The sequence below is a fragment of the Bacillus sp. JNUCC-22 genome (assembly GCF_018861275.1).
In the GTDB taxonomy this organism is placed as follows: domain Bacteria; phylum Bacillota; class Bacilli; order Bacillales; family Bacillaceae; genus Bacillus; species Bacillus velezensis.
The window spans coordinates 1,136,031-1,160,248 of the sequence record NZ_CP076408.1 but is presented as its reverse complement, the minus strand read 5'-3'; the positions used below and the strand labels follow the sequence as shown (position 1 = coordinate 1,160,248).

Annotated in this window: 33 protein-coding genes and 1 riboswitch; of the genes, 13 read left to right on the top strand and 20 right to left on the bottom strand. The window is 47.2% G+C overall.

The genetic code is table 11. The features are described from left to right. Positions 1-28: 28 nt before the first annotated feature. The 6 genes from JNUCC22_RS05990 to JNUCC22_RS05965 all read left to right on the top strand — a co-directional run bounded on the left by JNUCC22_RS05990 (position 29) and on the right by JNUCC22_RS05965 (position 3,575). Entirely contained in the window at positions 29-751 is a 723-nt protein-coding gene (locus JNUCC22_RS05990; protein WP_012117313.1) for an esterase family protein, read from the top strand. Positions 752-776: 25 nt separating this feature from the next. Further along, complete coding sequence (locus JNUCC22_RS05985; RefSeq protein WP_007610690.1) at positions 777-1,292, top strand: YjcG family protein; 516 nt, start codon at positions 777-779, stop codon at positions 1,290-1,292. Between the two features lie 4 nt (positions 1,293-1,296). Beyond that, positions 1,297-1,728 (top strand): GNAT family N-acetyltransferase, encoded by a 432-nt coding sequence (locus tag JNUCC22_RS05980; RefSeq protein WP_061581917.1) that lies wholly within the window; start codon positions 1,297-1,299, stop codon positions 1,726-1,728. 160 nt (positions 1,729-1,888) lie between these two features. Continuing rightward, the gene (locus tag JNUCC22_RS05975; protein ID WP_007409078.1) at positions 1,889-2,122 is read left to right on the top strand and encodes an AbrB/MazE/SpoVT family DNA-binding domain-containing protein; all 234 of its coding nucleotides are present in this window, start codon (positions 1,889-1,891) and stop codon (positions 2,120-2,122) included. After that, the gene (locus tag JNUCC22_RS05970; RefSeq protein ID WP_216062209.1) at positions 2,123-2,860 is read left to right on the top strand and encodes an ABC transporter ATP-binding protein; all 738 of its coding nucleotides are present in this window, start codon (positions 2,123-2,125) and stop codon (positions 2,858-2,860) included. After that, the gene (locus JNUCC22_RS05965) at positions 2,853-3,575 is read left to right on the top strand and encodes an ABC transporter permease (RefSeq protein ID WP_199022474.1); all 723 of its coding nucleotides are present in this window, start codon (positions 2,853-2,855) and stop codon (positions 3,573-3,575) included. Before JNUCC22_RS05970 ends, JNUCC22_RS05965 begins: the two co-directional genes overlap by 8 nt. Before the next feature lie 41 nt (positions 3,576-3,616). Here JNUCC22_RS05965 and bla read toward each other — a convergent pair whose 3' ends face one another. Together bla and JNUCC22_RS05955 are read right to left on the bottom strand one after the other, a co-directional pair. Continuing rightward, positions 3,617-4,306: a subclass B1 metallo-beta-lactamase gene (bla, locus tag JNUCC22_RS05960; protein WP_039062911.1), complete on the bottom strand. Its 690-nt coding sequence runs from the start codon at positions 4,304-4,306 to the stop codon at positions 3,617-3,619. A gap of 128 nt (positions 4,307-4,434) precedes the next feature. Then, a complete protein-coding gene (locus tag JNUCC22_RS05955) occupies positions 4,435-4,689 on the bottom strand; it encodes a hypothetical protein (RefSeq protein ID WP_007409082.1) in 255 nt (84 codons plus the stop codon). 119 nt (positions 4,690-4,808) lie between these two features. Here JNUCC22_RS05955 and JNUCC22_RS05950 point away from each other — a divergent pair, with 119 nt between their 5' ends. Continuing rightward, a complete protein-coding gene (locus JNUCC22_RS05950; protein WP_216062208.1) occupies positions 4,809-7,094 on the top strand; it encodes an ATP-dependent helicase in 2,286 nt (761 codons plus the stop codon). Between the two features lie 68 nt (positions 7,095-7,162). Here JNUCC22_RS05950 and JNUCC22_RS05945 read toward each other — a convergent pair whose 3' ends face one another. The 4 genes from JNUCC22_RS05945 to JNUCC22_RS05930 form a co-directional block, all read right to left on the bottom strand. Continuing rightward, positions 7,163-7,417, bottom strand: coding sequence for a sporulation-specific transcription regulator SpoVIF (locus JNUCC22_RS05945; RefSeq protein ID WP_003154986.1), 255 nt, complete (start codon positions 7,415-7,417; stop codon positions 7,163-7,165). Positions 7,418-7,583: 166 nt separating this feature from the next. Beyond that, entirely contained in the window at positions 7,584-7,745 is a 162-nt protein-coding gene (locus tag JNUCC22_RS05940) for a YjcZ family sporulation protein (protein WP_007610678.1), read from the bottom strand. A gap of 91 nt (positions 7,746-7,836) precedes the next feature. Continuing rightward, positions 7,837-8,034, bottom strand: a complete 198-nt coding sequence (locus JNUCC22_RS05935; protein ID WP_012117306.1) for a hypothetical protein — start codon at positions 8,032-8,034, stop codon at positions 7,837-7,839. A gap of 286 nt (positions 8,035-8,320) precedes the next feature. Next, positions 8,321-8,677, bottom strand: a complete 357-nt coding sequence (locus tag JNUCC22_RS05930) for a DUF1360 domain-containing protein (RefSeq protein ID WP_015239585.1) — start codon at positions 8,675-8,677, stop codon at positions 8,321-8,323. 170 nt (positions 8,678-8,847) lie between these two features. Between JNUCC22_RS05930 and JNUCC22_RS05925 the strand changes: the two genes are divergently transcribed. The 5 genes from JNUCC22_RS05925 to cotZ all read left to right on the top strand — a co-directional run bounded on the left by JNUCC22_RS05925 (position 8,848) and on the right by cotZ (position 11,401). Beyond that, on the top strand, positions 8,848-9,234 hold the full coding sequence (locus tag JNUCC22_RS05925) for a spore coat protein (RefSeq protein WP_003154992.1): 387 nt from the start codon (positions 8,848-8,850) through the stop codon (positions 9,232-9,234). 37 nt (positions 9,235-9,271) lie between these two features. After that, positions 9,272-9,586: a hypothetical protein gene (locus JNUCC22_RS05920; RefSeq protein WP_015239584.1), complete on the top strand. Its 315-nt coding sequence runs from the start codon at positions 9,272-9,274 to the stop codon at positions 9,584-9,586. 92 nt (positions 9,587-9,678) lie between these two features. Further along, positions 9,679-10,179, top strand: coding sequence for a spore coat protein (locus JNUCC22_RS05915; RefSeq protein WP_015239583.1), 501 nt, complete (start codon positions 9,679-9,681; stop codon positions 10,177-10,179). Positions 10,180-10,329: 150 nt separating this feature from the next. Beyond that, positions 10,330-10,812 carry a CotY/CotZ family spore coat protein gene (locus tag JNUCC22_RS05910; protein WP_003154995.1) on the top strand — a complete coding sequence of 161 codons (483 nt, stop codon included), beginning with the start codon at positions 10,330-10,332 and terminating at the stop codon, positions 10,810-10,812. A 145-nt stretch (positions 10,813-10,957) separates the two neighbouring features. Then, entirely contained in the window at positions 10,958-11,401 is a 444-nt protein-coding gene (gene cotZ, locus JNUCC22_RS05905) for a spore coat protein CotZ (RefSeq protein WP_216062207.1), read from the top strand. Between the two features lie 57 nt (positions 11,402-11,458). Here the strand turns inward: cotZ and JNUCC22_RS05900 are convergent, their stop codons facing one another. From JNUCC22_RS05900 to JNUCC22_RS05855, 10 genes are all read right to left on the bottom strand, one after another. After that, positions 11,459-12,067 carry a CotO family spore coat protein gene (locus JNUCC22_RS05900; RefSeq protein ID WP_015239581.1) on the bottom strand — a complete coding sequence of 203 codons (609 nt, stop codon included), beginning with the start codon at positions 12,065-12,067 and terminating at the stop codon, positions 11,459-11,461. Between the two features lie 97 nt (positions 12,068-12,164). After that, positions 12,165-12,941: an enoyl-ACP reductase FabI gene (fabI, locus tag JNUCC22_RS05895; protein ID WP_012117300.1), complete on the bottom strand. Its 777-nt coding sequence runs from the start codon at positions 12,939-12,941 to the stop codon at positions 12,165-12,167. A gap of 130 nt (positions 12,942-13,071) precedes the next feature. Further along, positions 13,072-13,884: a bifunctional hydroxymethylpyrimidine kinase/phosphomethylpyrimidine kinase gene (gene thiD, locus JNUCC22_RS05890; RefSeq protein ID WP_132106254.1), complete on the bottom strand. Its 813-nt coding sequence runs from the start codon at positions 13,882-13,884 to the stop codon at positions 13,072-13,074. 22 nt (positions 13,885-13,906) lie between these two features. Next, positions 13,907-14,917, bottom strand: coding sequence for a thiazole biosynthesis adenylyltransferase ThiF (gene thiF, locus JNUCC22_RS05885; protein WP_216062206.1), 1,011 nt, complete (start codon positions 14,915-14,917; stop codon positions 13,907-13,909). Further along, on the bottom strand, positions 14,914-15,684 hold the full coding sequence (thiG, locus tag JNUCC22_RS05880) for a thiazole synthase (protein WP_100001371.1): 771 nt from the start codon (positions 15,682-15,684) through the stop codon (positions 14,914-14,916). Before thiG ends, thiF begins: the two co-directional genes overlap by 4 nt. Next, the gene (thiS, locus tag JNUCC22_RS05875; RefSeq protein ID WP_007409096.1) at positions 15,681-15,884 is read right to left on the bottom strand and encodes a sulfur carrier protein ThiS; all 204 of its coding nucleotides are present in this window, start codon (positions 15,882-15,884) and stop codon (positions 15,681-15,683) included. Before thiS ends, thiG begins: the two co-directional genes overlap by 4 nt. Next, on the bottom strand, positions 15,881-16,990 hold the full coding sequence (gene thiO / locus JNUCC22_RS05870; protein ID WP_216062205.1) for a glycine oxidase ThiO: 1,110 nt from the start codon (positions 16,988-16,990) through the stop codon (positions 15,881-15,883). The genes thiS and thiO overlap by 4 nt, the downstream gene beginning before the upstream one ends. After that, entirely contained in the window at positions 16,974-17,591 is a 618-nt protein-coding gene (tenI, locus tag JNUCC22_RS05865; RefSeq protein ID WP_015239576.1) for a thiazole tautomerase TenI, read from the bottom strand. Before tenI ends, thiO begins: the two co-directional genes overlap by 17 nt. Continuing rightward, on the bottom strand, positions 17,569-18,276 hold the full coding sequence (tenA, locus tag JNUCC22_RS05860; protein ID WP_007409099.1) for a thiaminase II: 708 nt from the start codon (positions 18,274-18,276) through the stop codon (positions 17,569-17,571). The genes tenI and tenA overlap by 23 nt, the downstream gene beginning before the upstream one ends. 87 nt (positions 18,277-18,363) lie before the next feature. Next, a riboswitch (TPP riboswitch) is annotated at positions 18,364-18,472 on the bottom strand. Between the two features lie 53 nt (positions 18,473-18,525). Further along, positions 18,526-20,370, bottom strand: coding sequence for a monovalent cation:proton antiporter family protein (locus JNUCC22_RS05855; RefSeq protein ID WP_216062204.1), 1,845 nt, complete (start codon positions 20,368-20,370; stop codon positions 18,526-18,528). 228 nt (positions 20,371-20,598) lie between these two features. On the opposite strand from JNUCC22_RS05855, the gene prpE reads away from it, so the two are divergent. Beyond that, positions 20,599-21,348 carry a bis(5'-nucleosyl)-tetraphosphatase PrpE gene (gene prpE, locus JNUCC22_RS05850; RefSeq protein ID WP_061046900.1) on the top strand — a complete coding sequence of 250 codons (750 nt, stop codon included), beginning with the start codon at positions 20,599-20,601 and terminating at the stop codon, positions 21,346-21,348. 33 nt (positions 21,349-21,381) lie between these two features. Here the strand turns inward: prpE and JNUCC22_RS05845 are convergent, their stop codons facing one another. From JNUCC22_RS05845 to JNUCC22_RS05830, 4 genes are read right to left on the bottom strand one after another with little or no spacing between them, the layout of a single operon-like run. After that, positions 21,382-22,275 (bottom strand): RluA family pseudouridine synthase, encoded by an 894-nt coding sequence (locus JNUCC22_RS05845; RefSeq protein ID WP_043021300.1) that lies wholly within the window; start codon positions 22,273-22,275, stop codon positions 21,382-21,384. 14 nt (positions 22,276-22,289) lie between these two features. Beyond that, the gene (locus tag JNUCC22_RS05840; RefSeq protein ID WP_003155018.1) at positions 22,290-23,090 is read right to left on the bottom strand and encodes an NAD kinase; all 801 of its coding nucleotides are present in this window, start codon (positions 23,088-23,090) and stop codon (positions 22,290-22,292) included. A gap of 17 nt (positions 23,091-23,107) precedes the next feature. After that, positions 23,108-23,743, bottom strand: a complete 636-nt coding sequence (gene yjbM / locus JNUCC22_RS05835; RefSeq protein ID WP_007610625.1) for a GTP diphosphokinase — start codon at positions 23,741-23,743, stop codon at positions 23,108-23,110. A gap of 27 nt (positions 23,744-23,770) precedes the next feature. After that, complete coding sequence (locus JNUCC22_RS05830) at positions 23,771-24,136, bottom strand: UPF0738 family protein (RefSeq protein WP_003155020.1); 366 nt, start codon at positions 24,134-24,136, stop codon at positions 23,771-23,773. Between the last annotated feature and the right edge of the window lie 82 nt (positions 24,137-24,218).

The window sequence follows — 24,218 nt, the reverse complement described above, 5'->3', positions numbered from 1 at the left end:
GACAAGAAGCGGCCTGGAGGAATGCGAAGTGGCATCAAAAAACGGAATCATTCATGAGAAAAAACTTTTCTCCCATGAGCTTGAAGAGGAAATGACCGTTTTGGTCTACCTGCCCGCCACCTTCTCCCCCCTGTATAAATATCATACGATCATCGCTCAGGACGGCCATGATTATTTCAGATTAGGGAGAATCGGGCGGCAGGCGGAAGAGCTTATGTCAAAAGGGGAAATTGACCGCTGCATCATTATCGGCGTCCCTTATAAAAATGTGCGGGAGCGAAGAAACACATACCATCCAGAAGGCTCTAAGTTCGCCTCATATAAGCGATTTATCGCAAATGAGCTCGTTCCTTTTATCGACAAAGAATACCCGACTTATCAAGTCGGATACGGCCGCACCATGATTGGGGATTCCCTCGGCGGAACCGTTTCGCTCATGACGGCGATTGACTATCCGAATATGTTTGGAAACGTCATCATGCAGTCTCCGTATGTTGACGGGCACGTGCTGGATGCCGTCCGGCAGTCGGAGGATCTCAAACAGATTTCCGTTTATCATCAAATCGGAGAAAAAGAAACCGGCGTTCACACGACGGACGGGCAGGTTCTTGATTTCACCGCGCCGAACGAAGAGCTCAAACAGCTGCTGGAAAGCAAACAGTCTGAATACACGTATGAAACCTTCGACGGGGATCATAAATGGACCTACTGGCAGCCGCTCATCACGCCGGCGCTGAAAAAAATGCTGTAACCATTCATTTAAGGAGGGAACTTTCATGAAATACGGTATTGTTTTATTTCCATCAAAAAAATTACAGGATCTCGCAAATTCGTACCGGAAACGCTACGACCCGAGCTACGCGCTCATTCCTCCGCACCTGACGCTAAGAGATCCGTTTGAAGCGACAGAACAGGAAATCGAGCAGGTCGTATCACAGCTGAGACAGACGGCGAAAGAGTCGCATCCGCTCGTTCTGAAAATCACAAAATACAGCTCGTTTTCTCCTGTGAATAATGTGATATATATGAAAGCAGAGCCGACGGAGGAATTAAAATCTCTGAGTGAGAAATGCTACTCAGGAGCATTATCCGGCGAGCCGGAATACAGCTTCGTTCCGCATGTCACGGTCGGCCAGAAGCTGTCGTCAGATGAACATTCCGACGTACTCGGACAGCTGAAAATGCAGGACATTTCCCACGAAGAAGTCATCGACCGTTTTCACTTGCTCTATCAGCTGGATAACGGCTCATGGACTGTGTACGAAACATTTTTATTAGGCGGAGGAGAATAACTGCTTGGAATCCATCATCGCAAAAACTGAAAAACAGCTAAACGACGCTTTTTTCATCAGAAAAGAGGTCTTTGTTAAAGAACAGCACGTTCCGGAAGAAGAAGAGATTGATCAATTCGAAGACACGTCAGAGCATATAGTCATATATGACGGCGGCCAGCCGGTCGGAGCCGGCAGATGGCGCTTGAAAGACGGGCATGGAAAATTAGAGCGCATCTGCGTGATGAAAAGCCATCGTTCTTTAGGCGTCGGAGCCATCATTATGCAGGCGCTTGAAAAAGCGGCGGCAGCCAAGGGCGCCGACAGCTTTATCTTACATGCGCAGACGCAGGCGGTTCCGTTTTACGAAAAACAAGGATACCGCGTCACATCCGGCGAAGAATTTCTCGATGCGGGCATCCCCCATCTGGAAATGATAAAGGAACACAAACGATAAAATCAAAAGCACTCCTGTTGATATGGCAGGAGTGCTTTTTTTATGAAAATAATACTATTTCATGAATTTTATTGCATTTTATGGAAGGTTAATGTATGTTTAGTATGCGAAGTATTACAATTCATACAAAAAGTACAATTCATATTTCGGAGGGATAAACATGACGGCACCAAAAGGAAAACACATATTCGGGACTGTTAAAGTGGGTACAAAAGGACAGATTGTCATTCCTAAAGAAGCAAGAGATGTTTTCGATATAAATCCGGGGGATTCACTGCTTATGCTCGGAGATGACCAGCAAGGTATCGCACTTGTTAAACAAGAACTCTTTTTCGAATTTGCAAAAGATATTTTAAACGCTAAGCAAATAGATGAAGATAGCGAGGATGAGTAAATGCACGCGATTGAGCTGAAGCAATTAACGAAACATTATAAAGAAACCGCCGCCGTTGACCGTCTTGAGTTCTCAGTTGAGAAAGGGGAATTTTTCGCTTTACTCGGTGAGAACGGAGCCGGAAAAACGACATTAATCAGTATGCTTTGCGGACTCCTTTCTCCGGATGACGGTGATGCATCAGTGCTTGGACACAGTATTTTGACTGATTTGGATAAAATAAAACCGAAATTGAATATGTCCCCGCAGGAAACAGCTATCGCGCCTCATCTAACCGTACGGGAAAACTTGGAATTTATAGCCGGAGTCTACGGAATTCCGAAAAAAGAAGCAAAAAAAAGAACAGATGAGATGCTCGAATTGTTTCAATTAAAAGAGAAAGAAAGAGCAAAAACAAAAACATTATCAGGAGGAATGCAGCGCCGCCTCAGCATCGCAATGGGAATGATCACCAAGCCGGATATTTATTTCTTAGATGAGCTGACATTAGGGCTGGACGTCCGTTCACGCCGCGAGTTGTGGAAAAATCTTGAGGCATTAAAGGGTGACATGACGATTATTTTAACGACACACTATTTAGAAGAGGCTGAAGCCCTGGCAGATCGTATTTGCATTTTAGAAAATGGGACTTTAAAAGCACTGGGCACGGCGGAGGCCCTGAAAAAGCAAACTCATTCAGCCACATTTGAAGATGCCTTTTTAGCGATTTGTGACGGGGAGGCGGGTCTTTATGCTTGATTTCGCCATTCGCAACCGCAAAGAAATTTTTCGTGACCCCCTGTCTATTATCCTTGGAATCGCACTGCCTGTTATTCTATTGTTTCTGTTTACGGCGATTGAAAAAAATGCGCCGCTTGATACCTTTAAAATTCAGCACTTAGCACCCGGACTCATTGTTTTCGGTTTCGCTTTCCTTACGATGTTCTCTGCATTGCTGATCGCAAAAGACAAACAGACCGCCCTTTTGACCCGTTTGTTTGCTTCCCCTTTAAAAACAGCCGATTATGTCATCGGTTATGCACTGCCGATGCTGCCGTTAGCCATTTTACAAATCGTCATTTGTTTTATCGCAGCAGCGGCTGCCGGTTTATCCGCCGAGTGGATGAATCTTCTCGCAGGTATCGCTGTCTTGCTGCCGATTGCGATGATGTCCGTTTTCTTCGGTTTATGTTTAGGGGCTGTGTTTACGGACAAACAAATTTCAGGTATCGGAACGATTTATATTACACTCGTGCAATTTCTGGGCGGGGCTTGGATGGAGGTGAGCCTGCTCGGTGACACATTCAAACATATCGCTTATGCCTTACCGTTTGTTCACTCGATCGAACTGGCCCAGGAAGTCATATCCGGAGATTATTCTTCCTTTCATCAGCATATTTGGCCGATAGCGGGATATACCGTTTTGGCGCTTGCACTTGCTTTCCTCAGTTTTATGAAAATCAGGAAGAGATAAAAAAAGCCGGCACTCCGTAATGGGAGCGCCGGTCTTCTTTATTACGTTTCTTTCAGAAGGCTTATCGTATGCGGCAGCAGACGGTCATCCCCCGGACTGCCATGGCCCGGAACGACAATGCTGATGTCCTGATATCTTTTCATGACTTTGCGGACGGCGCGCGGCCACTGATCCGGATAAAAACCCGGAGTAGGTACGATTTCCTTTGTTTCTAAAGCCTTGATTAAGCATCCGCCGAATAAGAGCTTCTCCTCAGGCAGCCAGACGGTCATATTGTCTTCCGTATGACCTTTTCCCGGATAAAACGTTTCAATTTTCATATCGCCAAACTGCAGCTTTGTCACGTTTTTCAAATCTCCGAGCGGCCGGTCATATCCTTGCTGTCGGGCCAAGTCGGCGGTCAGCTTCGTGCTGTGCACCTTTACACCGTATGTATACAGGGTGTTCAGCCCGCCGATACGATCGTCATGAGCGTGTGTCACAATGGCATCGGTCATCCTTTTGCCGGGAAACCGCTGTTTTATTTGTGTCATTAACTGCTCTGTGAGACTGTCATTCCACGGAGTGTCAATCAGTACGATTCCTTTGGAAGTCTCAAGAAGCAATCCGTTCGCAGGGACGGGACTTCCGTCTGCCGTACCGGTGCTTGTATGCATCCAGACATGCGGCGCCAGCTGTGTGAGAGTGACATCTTTTGCTGCGGAGCTCTCCGCCGCGTCTGCCGGTTTCATTCCGGCAGTAAAGAGGCCGAATAGAAATAACCCCGCAATTCATAATGAAAGCTTTCTCAAATTGAATCATTCCTTTCCGCATCTTTCATATATACGACTCAAAAAAGCCCGGATATATCCGGGCTTTTTCACACGTATTGATTTATCAACCGGCCTTTTCCCATGATTTGCGGCAGACGGGAAAGAGAGCGCTTACGTTTTTCCTCATGTACTTTCTTTTCTGCGGCTGCGGTGTTTTCCTGGCGGCGCTCCACCTCTCTGTACACCCTGTCATTGGCAAGGGCGGCCGCTTTCGTAATGCCGGCATAATCAGACTTATAACCCGCTGCCCGGTTTGCGTATTGAGAATACTGCTGGTTTTGAATCCGTCCTGCATAAATCATATGTACCCCTCCCCTTCGCTTTCATTTCCCTTAATCTTACTTTTTGAAACGCTGTTCTTTTGTTATGATATTCTTTGTCTATCAAATGGATGAACACCTTTTAATGGGAGGACCCCTTTTTGAAATGCGCCCGACTGAATAACCGAACGATACATTTACATACATATTCTAGAGAACATTACCAATTCCTTTTTGAAGAAGCTCAGAAAGGAAATATTTTTTGCGCACATTGTGAGCAGCCCGTCTTGATGAGGCTTTCGATTTTAGAGCAGCCCGCATTTTATCACCGGCAAAAGGGAGACTTCACCGCCTGTGAAAAAGCATGCGCGGCCGAGGAACCACAAGCGGAGAAAGAAAAAGAAGAGTATAAGGAAGCCGGCATGTTCCGCCTGCCGAAAGGAAAAGCGATTTCAGAGAATCCGAAACCGATCGTCTCAGAATGGAAAAGCCCGAAAAAAGTGCCTGCGGCCGAACCGTTTTCACCAACATCCGAGGCGGCTGATACATCTTTGTTCCCCGGCATCGGCCTGAACCGTGAACAGATGAAGGCAGTTACTGAAACGGACGGGCCTTTATTAGTGCTTGCCGGAGCGGGAAGCGGAAAAACAAGGGTGCTGACAGCACGCGCCGCCCATATGATTGAACACCTCGGCATTTCACCTGAGAATATGCTGCTTGTGACCTTTACGACAAAAGCCGTCGCCGAAATGAAAGAGCGGATGGCAAATGAGTACGGTCTGGCAGCCGGAAAAGTCTCCCGTCTCGTGACCGGAACATTCCACAGTTTTTTCTATAAAATACTCTGTCATTATGATTCTTCAAAATGGAACGGCAGCCAGCTTTTAAAAATGGAGTGGCAAAAAGAGCAATATGTGAAAAAGGCGCTCTATGAAGAAAACTTGGATGAAAAAGAGTTTCCCGTCGACCAGGCGCTTCAGCTTATCGGCTGCTGGAAAAACACGTATCTCCCCCATGAGACCATTCCGCTTGCGGACGACTGGGAGAAAAAAGTGTACAGGCTCTACGAACATTACGAACGGCAGAAGCAGGAAAAACGGCAATTTGATTTTGATGACATGGCCCAAGGCTGTTATGAACTGTTTCAAAGCCGGCCTGATATTCTCGCGCAGTACCAAAACAGATTTTCTCATATTTTGATTGATGAATTTCAAGATATCAATCCTGTCCAGTACAACATTATGCAAATGATCGCAAGCCCAGAGAATAACCTGTGCTGCGTGGGTGATGACGACCAATCCATTTATGCGTTCCGCGGCAGCAGCCCGTCTTTCATTTTAGATTTTCAGAAAGATTATCCGGCAGCAAAGACCATTTACTTAACGGCAAATTACCGATCGCCGCATCCGATCGTCTCAAGCGCTCATGCCGTCGTAAAGAAAAATAAAAAACGGTATGAAAAAACACTTTCTGCCGTCAAAGACGGCGTTCACAATCCCGTGATGTTTTTTCCTTACGATGAAGAAGAAGAAGCGACCATGATCGTTTCGGATATGAAAGAGAAGATTCAAAACGGGGCGAGTCCTGACGATTTTGCCGTGCTTTACCGGACAAACAGCGCCGGACGGGCCATTTATGAAAGACTGCACCAATCATCGATTCCTTATCATGCCGACCGGGGCGTGCAGACGTTCTACAGCCGCAGAATCGTACGCCAGATCCTCGCCTACTTATATGCGAGCCAGAATGAAGATGATCCGGATGCGGTGAAAGACCTGCTGCCCGCCTTATTTTTAAAGCAATCCGCCCTGCAAACGTTAAAGGCGCTGTCAATTACGGAAGATTGCACGATGATTAAGGCAATGACGAAACTGCCTGACCTGAAGCCTTTTCAAATAGGGAAGATCAAGCAGATCGTTCCGTTTTTCGCAAGCATCCGGACAATGAAGCCGGTTGAAGCCATCACCTTTGCAGAAAGCAAAATGGGTTTTTCCGAGTATTTAAAAAAACGGGGCAATGAGGGAAACAAACTGGAAAAAGGCTCTGATGATCTCAGGGATGTCAAAGTGGCCGCCAAAAAATTCAAAACCATTCCCGATTTTCTTGCGCATGTCGATCATATGCGCGCCGCTGAGAATCTGAAAACCGATGAAAACGGCGTCGAACTGCTGACCATTCACCGCTCTAAAGGTCTTGAATTCAATACGGTCTATATTTTAGGCGCGGCTGACGGCTCGATCCCCCATGACTTCGCACTTGAGACGGCCAGACAGGGCGATCCCGCTCCGCTCGAAGAAGAAAGACGGCTTCTCTATGTCGCAATGACAAGGGCCATGCAGCATTTATATGTATCTTGTCCCGCGTACAGGCGGGGAAAAACAGCGCGCAGCTCAAGATTTCTCGAGCCCCTTCTTCGGACGGACAGACGGAGCGCACTCAGGATATAAAGAACCCGGCAGATCACTGCCGGGTTCTTCTCACATAAAAAGGCCTTTTTAGCAAGGCCGGCTGACGCCTATTTATTGTTCAGCATTTTAGAAATGGTGCCAAAATCAAGTTTCTCTTTACCGCTTGTAATAGATTGAACGATTTTGTCTTCCAATTCTTTCGGAACACGCTTGTTAGCCAGCTGGGACACCTTCTGAATGACGCCTCTCACCGTGTTTTCATCTTTGAAATTGGCATTTTGCAATGATCCTGCAAGGTTCATGACATCCTTCATGCTGACGCCTGTTTTCTTCTCAATATTTTTGAAAAATTGATTATCCATGGTGTGCCTCCTTTTGTGGAGTAATACGATATTGTATGAATAAAGAGCGGAACATGTGCCCGTAAGACAAGGAAAAAATTCCGAGTGCCCCGTCTCTATACTCCTTCATACATCAGGGAAGCACGGGACTGAACGGTCCCGCGCTTATCCAAGGTCTTGCTAAGGTTTAGCCAAAAAAGGATGCACCGACAATGATCAGAAGGATGAACAATACGACAACAAGAACAAATGTTGAGCCGTATCCGCCTCCGACATAGCCGCCTCCGTATCCGCCGCAGCCGCCATAACCGCCGTAGCCGCCGCCGAATCCGCCATATCCGAATCCCATATCTAAGCACCTCCTTTACTCCCTATACTCTATGTGAGCCGACTTGTTTGGCTTGGATAAATGCATAGGGCCGGTGCGGATTTCATTCATTTTAGTGAGAATGCTCATTTTTCTTCAGTTTTGCTTCTGTTTCGGCGGCAAACACATCTATCCATTCCTCAAAGCGCGATCCCGCTTCATCAAACTCAGACAGCTGTTTTTCAATAGATAAGATATATTTGTCATGCTCCCGCTGGTTTTGATTGTGCCGGCGGTATTTACCGTTTATGAATGATTCAAATATATTCATAACATCCCCTCCTCCTATGATCTATGCCGAACAGAGGCCGGCGTTCGGCAAAAAACAAAAAAACCGGAAGCTCCGGTTTTTTAGAAAACGGCTATTTCGGTTTTTTCTTTTGGCCGCAGCCGCAGCCTTTTTTCTTGATTTTTTTTTCGTAAGGCTGATGCACAGTTGATTTGTATGGAGAATGTTGGGAAGGTTTGCTTGATTGACTCATGGTGATCCTTCCTTTCCTTATGTCATATATGCCAGTTTATGCCGAAGGTGACGGTAAGTTGCTGGTGGAACCGCCTTATTCCTGCAGAAGACGAGAAACCGCAGCTTCAATGATCCCGGCCGCGCCGGCTATGGCTAACAGCAAAATCAGCCATTGCGCAGCCTCGGGTACCACAATCTGGACCGCAATTAAAAAGGCGGCACACCACACGCCCGTACACCAGTAGCAGCTGAGAAGTTCACCGATAAATGCCCTGATGCCTTTTCCTTTTATGACAATGTAGGTTTCTGTCGTGCCGTCGGGTGCGGTTTCTGTTTTTTCCTCGTGAAAAAGGCTCCGAAGCGGCGCCATAATGGTGTCAAATACGAAAAGCCTGGCCAGCCGGAAAACGGCAAACGATAACAGAATAAATGAAAGCCAATTGATAACCACCTGTTCACTCCTTTTCAAAACTTGACCTCTTTATACATATGCGAAAACCCTGATCTTCATGAATCGCACCTTGTCCGGTAAAAAAATAGGTGCGGTTTAGTTGTTTTTCTTATTCCGCTCGGCGTTTCATTTGCATTATATAAAGTATGAATGAGAAAGGAGTGAAGGTTATGTCGTTTGAAGAAAAAGTCGAAACACTGCAACCGCAAATATACGAACAATTATCCAACGAATTCGAGCAGACGATCGAAGTGATTGATTGCGAAAATGTCACAATAGATACAACACATATAACGGCCGCTCTTTCTATACAAGCCTCAGTTACTACGGCGATTATCCTCGCGACACAGCTCGCGATCGCAGATGAAGACACAGCCGACCAAATAGCAACCGAACTGCTGATCCTGGATGATTGCCAAATAAAAAAGAGGACCGTCATTCAAGTCCTGAACAGCCGCAATATTAAAATCACACTGACTGCAGACGATATTATGGCCTTTGTACAAATTTTGTTTCAATTATTAAATATACTTTTTGCTGAACTAGACATCCTTTAACCTTTCTTTTCAAATATTTAAATAGAGGTGAGAACAAATGGCAGATAACGAAAAATTAAAAAAAGAACTCGAAAATCTACCAGAAGTGGATCCGCTTTTAAAGGTGCTTGTCAGCAATGTCTTCAAAAAACACGGCGTGACAAAAGATAAAATGCGGGAAATACCTGATGAAGAAAAAGAAATGCTGATCGCATTAGTCAAAGACATGCAGGCAAAAACAGAAGCTTTTCTTGAAAGCCAGAAACAGAAAAAAGAGCAGGAAAAAGCGCAAGATCAGCAGACCAATCCGCAAACCCGCAGAGAACAATTAATCGAACAGCTCCGGCAAAGACGCCAAAATCCCGGTCAATAACTAAAAAATAGTGATTTTTATCAGGATAGATGCCTGAGTCAAAGTAAGGGGCCGGCTCATTTAATAATAGTAAAAGAAAAGGAGGAATAGATATGGAAAGCAGACCATACTCTTGGGTTGCACTTGATCCTGAATGCGAACATCCGCGAGAAGAAAAAGAAGAAAAAGAAGGCAGAAGATGTAATGTTTGCTGTAACGGACATGGATTTGGCGAAGATAATGCCTTCCTTGACCAAGACCTTGCTCAAGCGAATATCAACAAACAAGTTTCTGAAGAAGCGATTATTATCAGAGACTCTTGTGATATTAACGTAACGTCAACAGACGTTCAAGCAGTCGCTTCAGTCATGACAGCGATTAATGCAGCAGTCGTAACGGCCACTCTCACTTCAATCGCTGACGGAGTCATCGCTGAATTGGTCGCACAAGACTTATTGCAGCTAACAGCTAACAAACAAATCAACCGTCAAAAACTGCTCATCGAAAACTCCCGCGGCGTAAACGTGACAACAGTAGATGCCGATATCGCAGTTTTGATCTCAACAGCGACAAATTTACTGATTGCTGTCTTAGTCATCACCCTTGTCCTCTAAAAAGAAAAAGCAGAGCTAAAAATGCTCTGCTTTTTCTTATTTTCTCCGCATATGATGAATATATAGACGTTCACCCACACCAAGTGAGGCTCGCGTACATATGTTGTTAAAGACAAAAGTCAAATACCCTAAAAGAAGGAGCTGAAATCCATGAGCTGCGGAAAACACCATGGCCGAGATGAAAGTTGTGTATGCGATGCAGTCGAGAAGATTTTAGCAGAACAAGAGGCTGTTGAAGAACAATGCCCGACTGGATGCTATACCAATCTGTTAAGCCCGACGGTTACCGGTAAAGATACCATCCCGTTTCTCTTGTTTGATAAAAAAGGCGGTTTGTTCTCCACATTCGGGAACGTCGGAGGCTTTGCGGATGACAGCCAGTGCTTCGAGTCTATTTTCTTCCGGGCAGAAAGAGTTTGTGATTGCTGCGCAACGCTTTCAGTATTGCGCCCCGTAGATGTGCACGGCGACACCCTCAGCGTCTGCCATCCTTGTGACCCGGATTTCTTCGGTTTAGAAAAAACAGATTTTTGCATTGAAGTTGATCTGAGCTGCTTCAGCGCCATTCAATGCCTTTCACCGGAGCTTGTTGACCGGCCTGAGCCGCACAAAGAGAAAAAGCATCACGGATAGTCATTGATTCGCATCTTTCCTAAAGAAGAATCCCCTTCCAACCTTCTATTACAGATGCAATCATCAGCCCGCCCGGACTTCCGGGCGGCTGACTCTCCGATATCGTTTAATCCGGTATATAAAACGTGAAGTCAGGAGGGATATTATGAGCAAGCATACAACATACTGTGTGCGTGAAGCGGTAGAAAATATTGAAGACCTGCAAAATGCGGTCGAGGAAGATTGCCCGGCCGGATGCTATTCCAACCTTTTATCGCCGGGTTTTTCATTAGGCGATACAGTGCCGTTTGTGCTTTTCACTTCTAAATCATCACCGTTTACCGCATTCGGAAATGTCGGCGAGCTGGATAACGGTCCGTGTTTTAACACCGTTTTTTTCAGAGTTGAAAGGGTCTGTGACGGCTGTGCCACATTAAGCCTGCTTATTGCTTTTGACGAGCATAAGCACATTCTTGATTTTACAGATAAAGACTCTCTCTGCGATGTATTCCGTTTAGAAAAAACGAACTATTGCGTTGAAGCCGATCTCCATAGCTTCTGCGCCATCAATTGCCTGAACCCGAGACTGATCAACCGCACACATTCTTAAATCAAAAAGCATAAAAATAAGCTGCCGGATTAAGAATTCAGGCAGCTTTTTGTATGGTTAAAATCCAAGCGGATGCAGCGAGGTAATATCGTCTATTGCGAGTTCTGCCGGCGCTCCGTTGCTTGTCGTCCGCAGGAAGATCGCATTATTTTTTCTGCCGACGATTACGCCTCTGTAGGTTTTCCCGTTGGCTTCTATCAGACAAAGGGTCCGCGGCATATTATGCGGCAGCTTCGTTAAGAAATCAATTTTTTCAAGAATGGACATTCTGCTCATCGGCTTTTTCACGCGCTTTGGCGGAACCTTTTCCTCTGGGGCGGCATTGTGAACCGCTTCAGGCTCTTTTTCAGCGGCATCAGACTCTTTTTTAGCGGCGTCAGGCTTGGCAGTGTCCTGCTCTGCTTGCGCCGGAACTTCTTGAACGGCTTCTTCTGCGCGGCTGTGCTGTTCAGGTACTTGCTTTTCTGGTTCGACAGCCACTGCTCCTTCAGGCTGAGTTTGACATTCTTCCTCCCGCTTTCCATGCATCGGCTCTTCTTCCGGCGGCTGAGGCGCTTTCCTTTTTTTGATTAATATGTCCTGCATTGATGATTGCGTGTCTGAATAATCCGCCTGAACAATATACATGAGCGGTTTTTTTTCCGCGTTTCTGTTTTGTTTTGACATCTTCATCCCTCCGATTCTGTCATGTTTTATTTATATGACGGAATGATTAAAATCAGAAGAAAGAAAAAAGCAATCCCTGAAAGGGACTGCTTGTTATTTAACGTGCGGTAATATGGAATCCTGAATCAACGTGAAGATTTTCGCCCGTGATGCCTCTTGACAGGTCACTGAACAAGAATGCAGCCGTGTCGCCCACTTCTTCAGGTGTTGTCGTGCGGCGCAGCGGCGCGCGCTCTTCAATTTCTTTCAGGATGGAGTTGAAATCACTGATTCCTTTTGCAGACAGCGTACGGATCGGTCCTGCTGAAATGCTGTTGACGCGGATGTTTTCTTTTCCTAGGTCAGCGGCTAAATATCTTACGCTCGCATCAAGAGACGCTTTTGCCACACCCATTACGTTATAGTTTGAAACGACGCGCTCTCCGCCGAGGTAAGTGAGTGTAACGATGCTTCCGCCTTCAGTCATAATCGGACGCGCCGCTTTTGCGACCGCTGTCAGAGAGTAAGAACTGATGTTATGCGCAAGCAGGAATCCTTCGCGGTTCGTATTTAAATATTCGCCGACAAGCTCTTCTTTGTTTGCGAACGCGATGCAGTGCGCGATGCCGTGAATCACGCCGACCTGCTCTTTAATGCTCGCAAAGCAAGCTTCGATCTCAGCGTCATTTGTCACATCACACGGAAGGATGATGGAATCATTTCTTTCTAATGTAGCCGCAAGGTCATGAACTGATTTTTCCAAGCGCTCTCCCGCGTAAGTGAAAATGAGGCGCGCTCCGGCTTCATGCAGCGAACGGGCGATTCCCCATGCGATACTGCGTTTATTGGCAACGCCCATCACAACGATGTTGCGGCCTTCAAGTGAGAAATTCATATGTATAAAGCCTCCTGTAATCGTCTTAAAGACATAGTTTTAGTACCTGATCTTAATTTTTATCATATCATAACCTTGTCCAGATTGAAAGCATGGGAAAAAGACCGCGGATGTAGAAGCGGTCTCTTTTTTATCTCGTCTGCAGACTGTTCCTTTTAAAGGCAAAATGATTGGTCGGGCCGTGTCCCTCTCCAATGCCGAGCGTATGTTCCACGGCTTCCCGCACAAAATTGACGGCTGTCACAAACGCGGTCTGAATGTTTTTCCCCTTTGCCGTTTCCGCCGTCAGCGCGGCTGCGAACGTGCAGCCTGTTCCGTGGGTGTGTTTGGTGTCAATATAAGCGTGGCTGATTTGGGTAAAAGACGAACCGTCAAATAATAAATCAACGATCCTCCCCTGTTCAGGCTGGTGTCCGCCTTTTATGATGACATGCTTTGCACCAAGCTTGCAAAGGCGTTCGGCCGCTTTTTTCCGGTCCTCAAACGTGCGGATTTCCATTCCCGTCAATACCTCAGCTTCCGGAACATTCGGCGTCACCGCATAGCTGCGCGGAATTAACAGCTCTTTTAACGCGGCCTGAGATTCCTCACGCAGCAGGGAAGCGCCTCCTTTGGCAATCATGACGGGGTCCGTGATGACATGATCAAGCCCGTACTGATCCGTTTTTTCCGCAATTTCCGCAATCATTTCCGCGCTCCACAGCATTCCCGTTTTTACAGCGTCAGGCCGCAAATCTTCCGCCACCGCGTCAATCTGGCTGCCCAGCGCTTCCCGGGTGAGCGGATAAATGCCGTGAACGCCCAAAGTGTTCTGGGCGGTGACCGCTGTAATGGCTGACATCCCGAAAACGCCGAGCTCCTGAAAGGTTTTGAGATCCGCCTGTATACCGGCGCCGCCTCCTGAATCTGATCCGGCAATCGTCAATGCTTTGCATATGCTCATGATGTTTTTCTCTCCTTTCGCATTATCCGATCCATTTATGATAAAAGGATTTCGCTCTGCTGATATCACTTGTGCCGTGTATTAATGCTCTGCCGTCACGAAACAGTACCATCTTGAAATTGTCTTTGCAAAACGAAATTAAATACGGGTTGGCTGAAACATCAAGCCCTGTCCGTCTGAGCTGTCCCGCAAGTTTTTGCAGATCAAACTGTTCAGAGATCCCCGCTCTGATCTGCACCGTGTTCCGCCCGCACAGAACCGCCGCTTTTGTCTGATTTTCATAGGATAAAAATGGATAATCGTTCGTGCCGCAGCTTGGGCAATCAGCCGACTTAAGACGGGCGACGTTTATTTCTGACCGTTCATTTTTCCATAAATCAAAGGAACGGAGAACATGCTCGATAGATCCGCCCGTTAACAGCTTCAGCGCATCTGCTGCCTGAAAAACGGCCGTCTGCAATACAGCCGGGCTGATGATTCCCGCCGTATCGCATGTCATACCGCCTAAAGGCAATGTCTCAAGCAGACAATGAAGGCACGGCGTGACACCGGGAATGACGGTAAAAGAGAGCCCGTAGCTGCCGACACAGGCGCCGTACAGAAAGGGAATCCCTTTCTGTACAGCCGCATCATTCACAATCAGCCTCGTTTCAAAGTTGTCAGCGGCATCCACGATGAGGGAGGCGCCACGAATCAATCCGGGTGCGTTTTCCGCAGTGACATCCATGACAAATCCCTCGACCTCTACATCACTATTTATAGATCGAAGCCGTTTTTCAGCCGCCGCGGCTTTCGGCATTTCCTGTCTGACATCGTCTTCGGTATAAAGCTGCTGGCGCTGGAGATTACTCCACTCCACATAATCTCTGTCAGCGATCGTTACCTTCCCGACTCCTGCTCTGACAAGCATCTCCGCACTTGCCGTCCCAAGCGCACCCGCGCCGATAATCACGGCATGAGACGACCGGAGCTTCTCTTGGCCGGAGGGACCGATCGGCTGAAACAGCTCCTGTCTGGAATATCTGTCCATCATACCGGAAGACCGTCTCGCGGACTGCTTGCAGTTCCGTAATCTTTCACCGGAATTCTCCCCGCTTCATAAGAAAGGCGGCCCGCTTCTACGGCAAGCTTCATCGCCCGGGCCATCTTGACCGGATCAACAGCGCCTGACACAGCGGTATTTAACAGCACGCCGTCTGCCCCGAGCTCCATCGCGTAGGCGGCGTCTTTTGAAGATCCGACGCCGGCATCGACAATGACCGGCACCTTCGCCTGTTCAATGATAAAGGATAGATTCAGCGGATTTAAAATTCCCTGACCGGAACCGATCGGCGAAGCGCCCGGCATAATGGCATGCACCCCGAGCTCCTCAAGACGTCTTGCGAGCACGACATCGTCTGACGTATACGGAAGCACGATAAATCCCTCTTCGAGCAGCTGTTCTGATGCTTTCAGCGTTTCAACCGGATCAGGCAAAAGTGACCGGCTGCATCCGATGACTTCTACTTTTATCATGTCACAAAGCCCTGAAGCTTTGGCAAGCCTTGCGATTCGGACCGCCTCTTCAGCCGTTGCGGCGCCGGCCGTATTCGGCAGAAGCGTATACTTAGACAAATCAAGCTGTTCAAGAAAGTTAGGCTGAGACTCTTCAAAGATGTTCATCCGCCTTACCGCAAAGGTTAAAATATCTGATTCCGAGACAGCCACCGCCTCTTTCTGAATCTCAAAACTCGGATATTTTCCCGTTCCTAACAGCAATCTTGACTGAAACTGTTTTCCGCCTATTGTTAACATCCTCATCCGCCTCCTACAAAATGGACAATTTCTATGACATCGCGGTCACACAAACTCGTATTTTCATAATTCTTTTTTTCAATGATTTCTTTATTTCTCTCCACAACTACGATTCTTTGATCAAGCTGGTACGATTCAAGCAAATCCTGAACCGTCCCCTCATTTCGATTCCAATCAATTTGTTTTCCGTTCAGCTGAAGGATCATATATGAACAGCCTCCTTGCGATCAATTCGAAACGCTTCTTCCCATTCCTTTTTAATCTGTCTTTCCAGGATCATATCCCGCACCATTTCAGCCGTTGCCGGCGCCAACAGGATGCCGTTCCGAAAATGGCCGGCGGCGAAGATGATCCCGCTGTCTTCAGGATGCCGCCCGATAAACGGCTTTCCGTCTCTTGTTCCCGGCCTGAGACCCGCCCAAAACCGGTCTATTTTCATATGTTCGATGGCGGGAAGCATGGTTTTCGCTTTTGCAATGACGGCCTCAATTCCTCCGATGTCAGGCGTATCGCTCCAGTCGTCCTGTTTCATCGTGGCGCCGATGACCAGCCGGCCGCTTTTTCTCGGGACGACATAACAATGATCATGGTAAAGGGTTTTGGTCAGCGGGATATCGTCATTCCACACGGAAAGGCATTCTCCTTTCACAGGAAAAAAAGGCTGTCCCAAGCCGAGCTGGCTGAAAAACCGGCCGCTCCATACCCCGCTGGCAACTGCGACTTTGTCAGCATAAACATCCCCGCCGGATGTTGTGATGCAATATTCTCCGTTCACCCGTTTTACGGAGGTGACTTGTTTATGCTCATATATGTCAGCGCCATAGCGCCGCGCCCCTTTTGCATACGCTTTGCAGACATAATACGGTTCGACATGGACATCGTCTTTTATAAAACTTGCGCCGAGAATGTCTTTTGAAGCGTAAGGCTCTTTTTCAAGGGCATCTTCCGCTGAAAGCCAGGTGACGGAAGGCAGATCATCCATCTTCCGTAGACGGGCGATATCTTCTTCGGTATACGCCAGTTTAAGCATTCCGCCGTTATGGCGCCTGATGTCAATGCCGCAAGCTTCCTCAAGCTCTTGCCCCGCCGCTTCATACAGCCTTTGACTGTACATGGCAAAATCAAAAAACGCATCCCGGTTTTCACATTCCGCATGAGCGCCCAGCATTCCCGCGGCAGCGCTTGTCGTTTTTCGGCCGACTTCTCCGGCTTCAAGCAAGACAATGTTCTGCTGCGTCTTCGCCAGCTCATAAGAAATGGCGCACCCGATAATTCCGCCGCCGATCACCGCCGTATCATAGTGCTTCTTCATAATCGGCCTCCCTTACCGCGCGTGCATACCGCTTTGCCGCCTCCTCAGGATTTTCAGCTGAGAAAATACCTGACATGACGGCAATTCCGTCCGGTTTCGCCTGCTTTGTGTGTCCGATCGTCTGCAGTGTCATTCCGCCGATTGCGATGACGGGGATGGAAAGCGTGCGTTTGATCTCTGAAAGCAGGCTGATGCCTCTTGCTTCAAGTCCTTGTTTACATTCGGTTTCAAATACATGGCCGAACACCACATAATCCGCATCTTCCTTTTCAGCTTGGATGGCTTCTTTCAGCGAATGAACCGAACGTCCGATATGAAGATGGGGAAATCTGCTTCGCACCTGCTTTACGGAAAAGCTGCGGGACGGAAGCTGAACACGGTGTATATTGGCAAAAAGCGCGATATCCGCCCTGTCATTGATGATCAATTTGTCCTTATCCGCACCGCCCTTTTTCAAAAGGGTCAAAAGCTGCATGATTTCTCCCGCTGTTTTATCCCGCTCACGGATATGGATAAAGCTTACTTCGCGCTGAATCGAAAGAATATCTTCGGCCAGCTCGGCAACGGATTTGCGATTATCAGTTACCGCGTGCAGCTCCAAAAGATTCCACCTCTTTTCCGCCCTTCTCGGACCAGCCTTCTTTTTGATAAGCCATTCCCCAAAATTGATATTCATAATAGCTTGAAATCACAAAATTCTCTTTCATTTTCGCACGGATGTCTTCTGTGCTGTTTTCAGCAATCTCGTCAAAACGGCTGATCTGTTCTTCGACTTGCTGTCTGAACCAGTCTCCGCCGTATGTACCGATCCATTTTTCATAAATCGGATGCTCCGGTTTGCACTCCTTTAAGTGTTCGCCGACTTCATAATAAAGCCAATAACAGGGCAGAAGCGCAGCTAATATTTCTCCAAAATTGCCGCTCATCACCGATCTGTACATATGAGACGTATAAGAATAGGCGGTCGGTGCCGGTTTAAATGCCGCACGCTCTTCTTCCGTAATCCCTAAAAGCTCCGTAAACTCGCGGTGCAGCGCCATTTCCGCTTCATATGTCCCTTGAGCGTGGCCCGCCATCCTGCCCGTCGTAAACAAGTCTTCGGCATATGCGGCGCCGAACGCCTGAACTTTTGCAAAATGCGTCAAATAGTAGGAATCTTGCAGCACGTAATAGCTGAAACGGTCTATCGGCAGGCTTCCGTCACCGATTCCCGTTACAAACGGATGAACAAAACTTCCGTCCCACCATTCGGCAGCCGCCAGTCTGCATTCTTCAGAAAATGTCATCATTTCTTCCCCCCTGATAAAATAAAAAAACCACTTTCCCGCATCGGAAAAGTGGTTTGGAATTTAAATGGATAAAAGGAACCCCAAAAAAATACCGCTCCACTTCCCTACGCAGGTCTGAACCTGTTCAAGTTATGAGGGTCTAAAAGTCTCACTTTTATCTCAGCCCTTATGAAGGACACCCCTAGTGGTCATACGATTAATGATTTATTTGTTATGCCTTCTATATTATCACGAATTGCAATTTGGTCAAGCTTCAAGGATTTTTCTCAGTTCCGACACGTAGTTGCGCGAGCCCGTGACGATGAGACGGTCTCCTGTTTTCAGCCGCGTGTCTCCGTGCGGAACGATGCTGTCCACACCTCTGAAAATCCGGACGAAAATCACATCGCCCATCAGCGGAAATTCCCGCAGAATGATGCCGTTATACGCCGGGTTTTCCAGATTGATCTGATATAACGAAGACTCCTCATTCGTCAGGAGACTCATCACGCCCGGCGCCTCAATTAATGCGCGCAAGAGCGTCTTTGTAGACAGAAGGATAGAAAAAATACTGATGCCCTCTTCTTTCAGTTTTGTTTCATGCTCAACCGAGCCGACGCTTGCGATGATACGCTCAGTCCCTTTCTCTTTCGCTATTAAGGCGATTTCGGCGTTCACATCTTCATTTCCCGTCGCCACGACAAGAATATCCGTTTTGAAAATACCGTGCGACTCAAGCGTGCCGGGCTCGTAATCAGAAATCGTGTCAACCGAAAAAACGGATTCCGCAAGCGTTTCCCCGGCATTTTCCTGATACACATGGACGACCCGTACTTCATATTCCTCATCGGGCAATTCCAGCGTAACCGGAAGTGTCATTTGGTTGGCGCCGATAAATGTAATGCGCTTTTTTTCCTGCGGCGCACTTTGCCGTTTGTATAATTTCTTAAAGCCGATCGGCGTGATGATGCTGGCAATAACCGCAACTAAAGTCAGCGCGCCGGACATATTGGCGCTGATAATGTGGAGCCTTTCTCCGATCGTAGCCGCCGCGATAACAAGCGACAGCGTGGACGTCAGCAAAAAGCCCGAAGCAAACACGGTTCTTTTGTCATACCATTTCTTTAAGTAAAACACCGGGAACATCTTGCTGATAAACAGCGCAAGCAGAAGCAGCGGAATCATCGTTAATGTTTTCGGATCTTGGAAGAGTGTCCAAATGTCCAATTTCACCCCGACCATGACGAAAAAGATCGGAATTAAAAACCCGTAGCCGAAGGAATCCAGCTGTTCCACCATTTCTTTATTCGGAGACAGAAGCGATACCAGAACGCCTGCCAAAAACGCGCCGAGAATATTTTCCGCCCCGAGAGATTCCGATAAAGCGACAAGCACGATAATCAGTGTGAAAATGGCTCTCGTGCCGATCTGCACGGTGCCTTTGGACATCGACTGCACAAATGAACGGTGTTTAAAGATCCTGCCGAAGAAATACAGCACGACCCCCGCGGCAAAGAGAATCAACAGAAGCCACATATTTCCGCTGTCTTCTCCGTAAAGAGAAGAGAAGAAAGCGAGCAGAATCATCGTAGCCAAGTCCGCGATAACGGCGACAAGCAGGATGATCTGGCCGATATTGGAGTTCATGATCCGTTCTTCCTTTAAAGTCGGGACCACCACACCGAGTGATATCGTCGAAATAATAAGCGTCATTAAAAATGCGTTTTGAATAAAACCGGCTAATACAAAGGTATAGGACAGCAGCAATGATAAAATAAAGATGCCGAAAAAGATAATCAGTGCGGCAGAAAACGTGTTGGGCGCTTCCTTGCCATTCGGAAGGAATTGTTTTTTCTTCCCTTTCTCAAATGAAGAAAAATCAATTTCCAAGCCGCTTAAAAACATTAAAAAGATAAAGCCGAGAACAGACAGCGTCTCCAGCCACGTATCTCCCTGAACGACAAGATTCAGGCCGCTTTTTCCGATAATAAGCCCCATGATGATCTCCGCGACGACGACGGGGATGCTGAGCTTAAACCGATGTAAAAGGAGCGGCGTCAAAAAAGCGACGATCAGAACGACGACTAAAGATGCGACTGATGTGTGTTCCATTCGTAAATACCTCCTTAAAACAAGGGTTATAAAAGCCCGCTTAAAGCGGGCGAAACCTTACTTTTTTTTAAAAACATAACGCATATTCTAACAAGGCTGAACGCGAAAAAAAAGTGATAAGGCTTTATTTCTTTAATTCTTTTTTTAATTTGTGCAAAAACAGCGTAATTAGGTATAGGAATTAGCCGCATAATAAATAAAAAACCGTTAATAAGGAGGCAGACACGAATGGCTTATGACATCATCAGCGATATACACGGATGTTATGACGAAATGATCGCGTTAATACAAAAGCTCGGATATGAAGTGAAAGACGGAACGCCCGTTCACTCTGAAGGCAGGACGCTTGTCTTTGCGGGGGATTTAACGGACAGAGGCCCAAAATCCGTAGAAGTGATGCGTTTTGTGGCAAAAGCATATGAAAAAGGAGCCGTCCGTTATGTCCCGGGAAATCATTGCAACAAACTGTACCGTTACTTAAAAGGAAACCCCGTAAAAGTGATGCACGGACTGGAAACGACGGCAGCCGAACTGAAAGAGCTGTCTCCCGCCGACAGAACGGAAGTCTCCAGACAATTTATCCGATTATATGAGTCAGCGCCGCTTTATGACATTTTACATAATGGCGATCTCGTTGTCGCCCACGCCGGCATAAAAGCTGACGATATCGGTAAATACTCGCGTAAGGTAAAAGAATTTGTTCTGTACGGCGATATCACGGGTGAAACGTATCCCGACGGCAGACCCGTCAGAAGAGACTGGGCCGCCGCTTATGAAGGCAAGGCATGGATTGTTTACGGCCATACCCCGGTAAAACGCCCCCGGATCGTCAACCGTACAATCAACATTGATACAGGATGCGTCTTCGGCAATCAACTGACAGGCTTTCGCTTTCCGGAGCATGAAACCGTCTCTGTGGAAAGCTCAATGCCCTATGATGCCTCACGATTTCGCGAGGATCACGGAAGGCAGGCATGAAAAAAAGCCCGAAACCGGCAAACGGTTCGGGCTTTACATGTGTTCAATTAATGTTTTCATATCGTCAGGCACCGGAGCGTGAAAAACGAGCGTTTTTCCGGTCATGGGGTGTACGAATGAAAGCCGCTCACTGTGAAGAGCCTGCCGCGCAATTCCCTCATTTTTTCCGCCGTACAGTGTATCACCGACTAACGGATGGCCGAGGTAGCTCATGTGCACTCGGATTTGATGCGTCCGCCCCGTTTCCAACCGCAGGGCTGCAAGCGTAAACGCATGTCCCGCTTTTTCCGTTTGAAAATGCGTCACCGCTCGTTGTCCCTCCGGCGTTACCATCCGCTCAATAATACTGTCGTGTTTTCTTCCGATGGGCGCGTCCACCGTTCCTTCCTTCTGAGACATGATCCCGTGTACGACAGCGAGATACCGCCTGCTGACAAGCCCCTTTTTCTGCGCTGCCGACAAAAGAGAATGGGAAAGCCGATGTTTGGCGATCAGCATCGCCCCCGATGTATCCCTGTCAAGGCGGGTGACAAGATGAACCGTTGATTGTACGCCGCTTTTTCGGTAGTGGCTGATCACTCCGTTAGCGATGCTTTCCGACGGGTGTTCTCTTGATGGAATTGAGGAGACATACGGCTGTTTATTGACCACAAGCACATGGTCATCTTCATAAAGAATATCAAGAGGAACCGGCTCAGGCAAAAGCGTTTCACTCACATGCTCCTTCGGAAATTCAATCTTAAGCACGTCTCCTTCCGCTAACACGGCGCGGACGGTTACATGCTCTCCGTTCACAAGCAGGTCTCCCCCGCCGAATTTAATGTCAGCGAGAAGCCGCTTTGAAATGCCGAGCTGCGCCGTATATTCTTTTACCGTCATGCCGGCTTCCCGGGCAGTCATGTTCTTTTGGATAAAAAAGTTGTCCAATCCGTTCCCTCTTTCTATTCGCCTTTTCCGATAAAGGAATCCTGCACCCTTTTCCAAAACGGAAAAGGACGGAATCTTGCAAATCTGACTTTTTCATTTGCCACACGGCATAGAATGGACTTGACATCCTTATGCAGCAAGGTTAAATGATCAATTGTGACTTGAAAGTCGACGTCGTTTCTCGGTTTGATGACACAGTTATGATGATCGGGAAGCAAAAGCGGCGAGCCGACAGTCCTGAACACTCTGTTGTTGATGGATGCCATTTCCGCAAGCTGAATCGCTCTGATGGAAGGGTGGATGATCGCGCCGCCTAACGCCTTATTATAAGCCGTGCTTCCGGAAGGCGTGGACAGACATAAACCGTCCCCCCTGAACGTTTCAAACAGCTGGCCTTTAATTTCCACGTCAGCGACGAGACTGCCTTCTATGCTTTTGATCGTACATTCGTTCAAAGCCAGATACCGCTCCTCACGCTCTTCATCATGATAAGTGACAATCACCTCAAGAAGGGGATACTCCACGGTATGATACGGCGTTTTGGCAATGGCCAGAACAAGTTTTTCTATCTCCTGCGGAACCCAATCGGCATAAAAACCCAAATGCCCCGTGTGAACTCCGACAAACGCCGTTTTATCGAGACGGTCGCTGTACCTGTGAAATGCGTAAAGAAGCGTTCCGTCACCGCCGACGGAAATCACGATTTCCGGCTCTTTTTCATCCAAGGTCATATCAAAATCGAGTAAATACGCCTGTATTTTGCTTTTCAGTGTATCTGAAACCTCGTCTCCTTTTGAAGAAACGGCAAATTTCATGCCATTCCCCTCCTTTCCTACTGGTGGTCTCCCGCTTTTTTCTTTCGCGAGAACGCGGCTTGGGCTTCCTGGATTTCTCCGCGGATTTCTGACATTTCTTCATCGAGCCGGGATGCGGCTTCTGAGGCCCGCTGCAGCCTCAGCTTTACTTTTTCGGGAATGTTCCCGCTGTATTTGTAATTCAGTGAATGCTCAATGGTTGCCCAAAAGTTCATGGCAAGCGTCCGAATCTGTATTTCCACAAGAACGTGCTTTTCACCGGACGTTGTTTGTAAAGGATATAAAACGACAAGGTGGTAAGACCGATATCCGCTTTCCTTATGCTCTGCTATGTAATCCCGCTTATCGACAACGGTAAAATCTTTTCTGGCAAACAGCATATTTTTGACGATCTGGATATCATCGACAAATTGGCACATGATACGCAGCCCCGCGATATCCTGCATCGTTTCAATCTGATGAAGCGGTATGCTTTTTCGTCTCGCTTTTTCAAGTATGCTCGCCACCGGCTTCACGCGGCCTGTCACAAACTCAATCGGTGAGTGGTCATCTTCATACTCATAAAGGGTTCTGACGCCTTTCAGCTTCACCTTTAATTCTTCAACAGCCTGGCGGTATGGCGCTAGAAATTGCTCCCATTGTTTGTCATCCATCGTACATCCCCCAATTCCGAACCTGTTCTAAAGAAATACGCTTTTCACTTTTTCTTCCATATCTCCGTAGTTTGCATTATCTTTAATATTTTCAAGAAGATAATCGAGTTCTTCATGCAGCCCTGAAAGTTCAACCGTTTTTCCGCCGGCCTCAAGGACCGCCGGTTTTCTTTGGTCTAAGGCTTCTTTCAGATCCGGCCAGATATGTTCTTTTATAATGACATATTCAAAAGAGTCAGCTGATTCAAGTATGTATACAAAAGCAAAGTGATCGGAATCAACAAGCATTTGACCTGAGGCTTTGCGTTCCGCTCCGCTTAAGTCCTCTCCGCACTTCAAGCGGAGCGCGTCTTCTGTTAATGATGCATTTTGGATTTCAATTCTCTTTTGCATAATGTTCTCCTTTTTTAACAAAGTACAGCATTTATTTTATCATATCAAGGTCGATATTGATAAACGTAACCTCTAAAGAGAT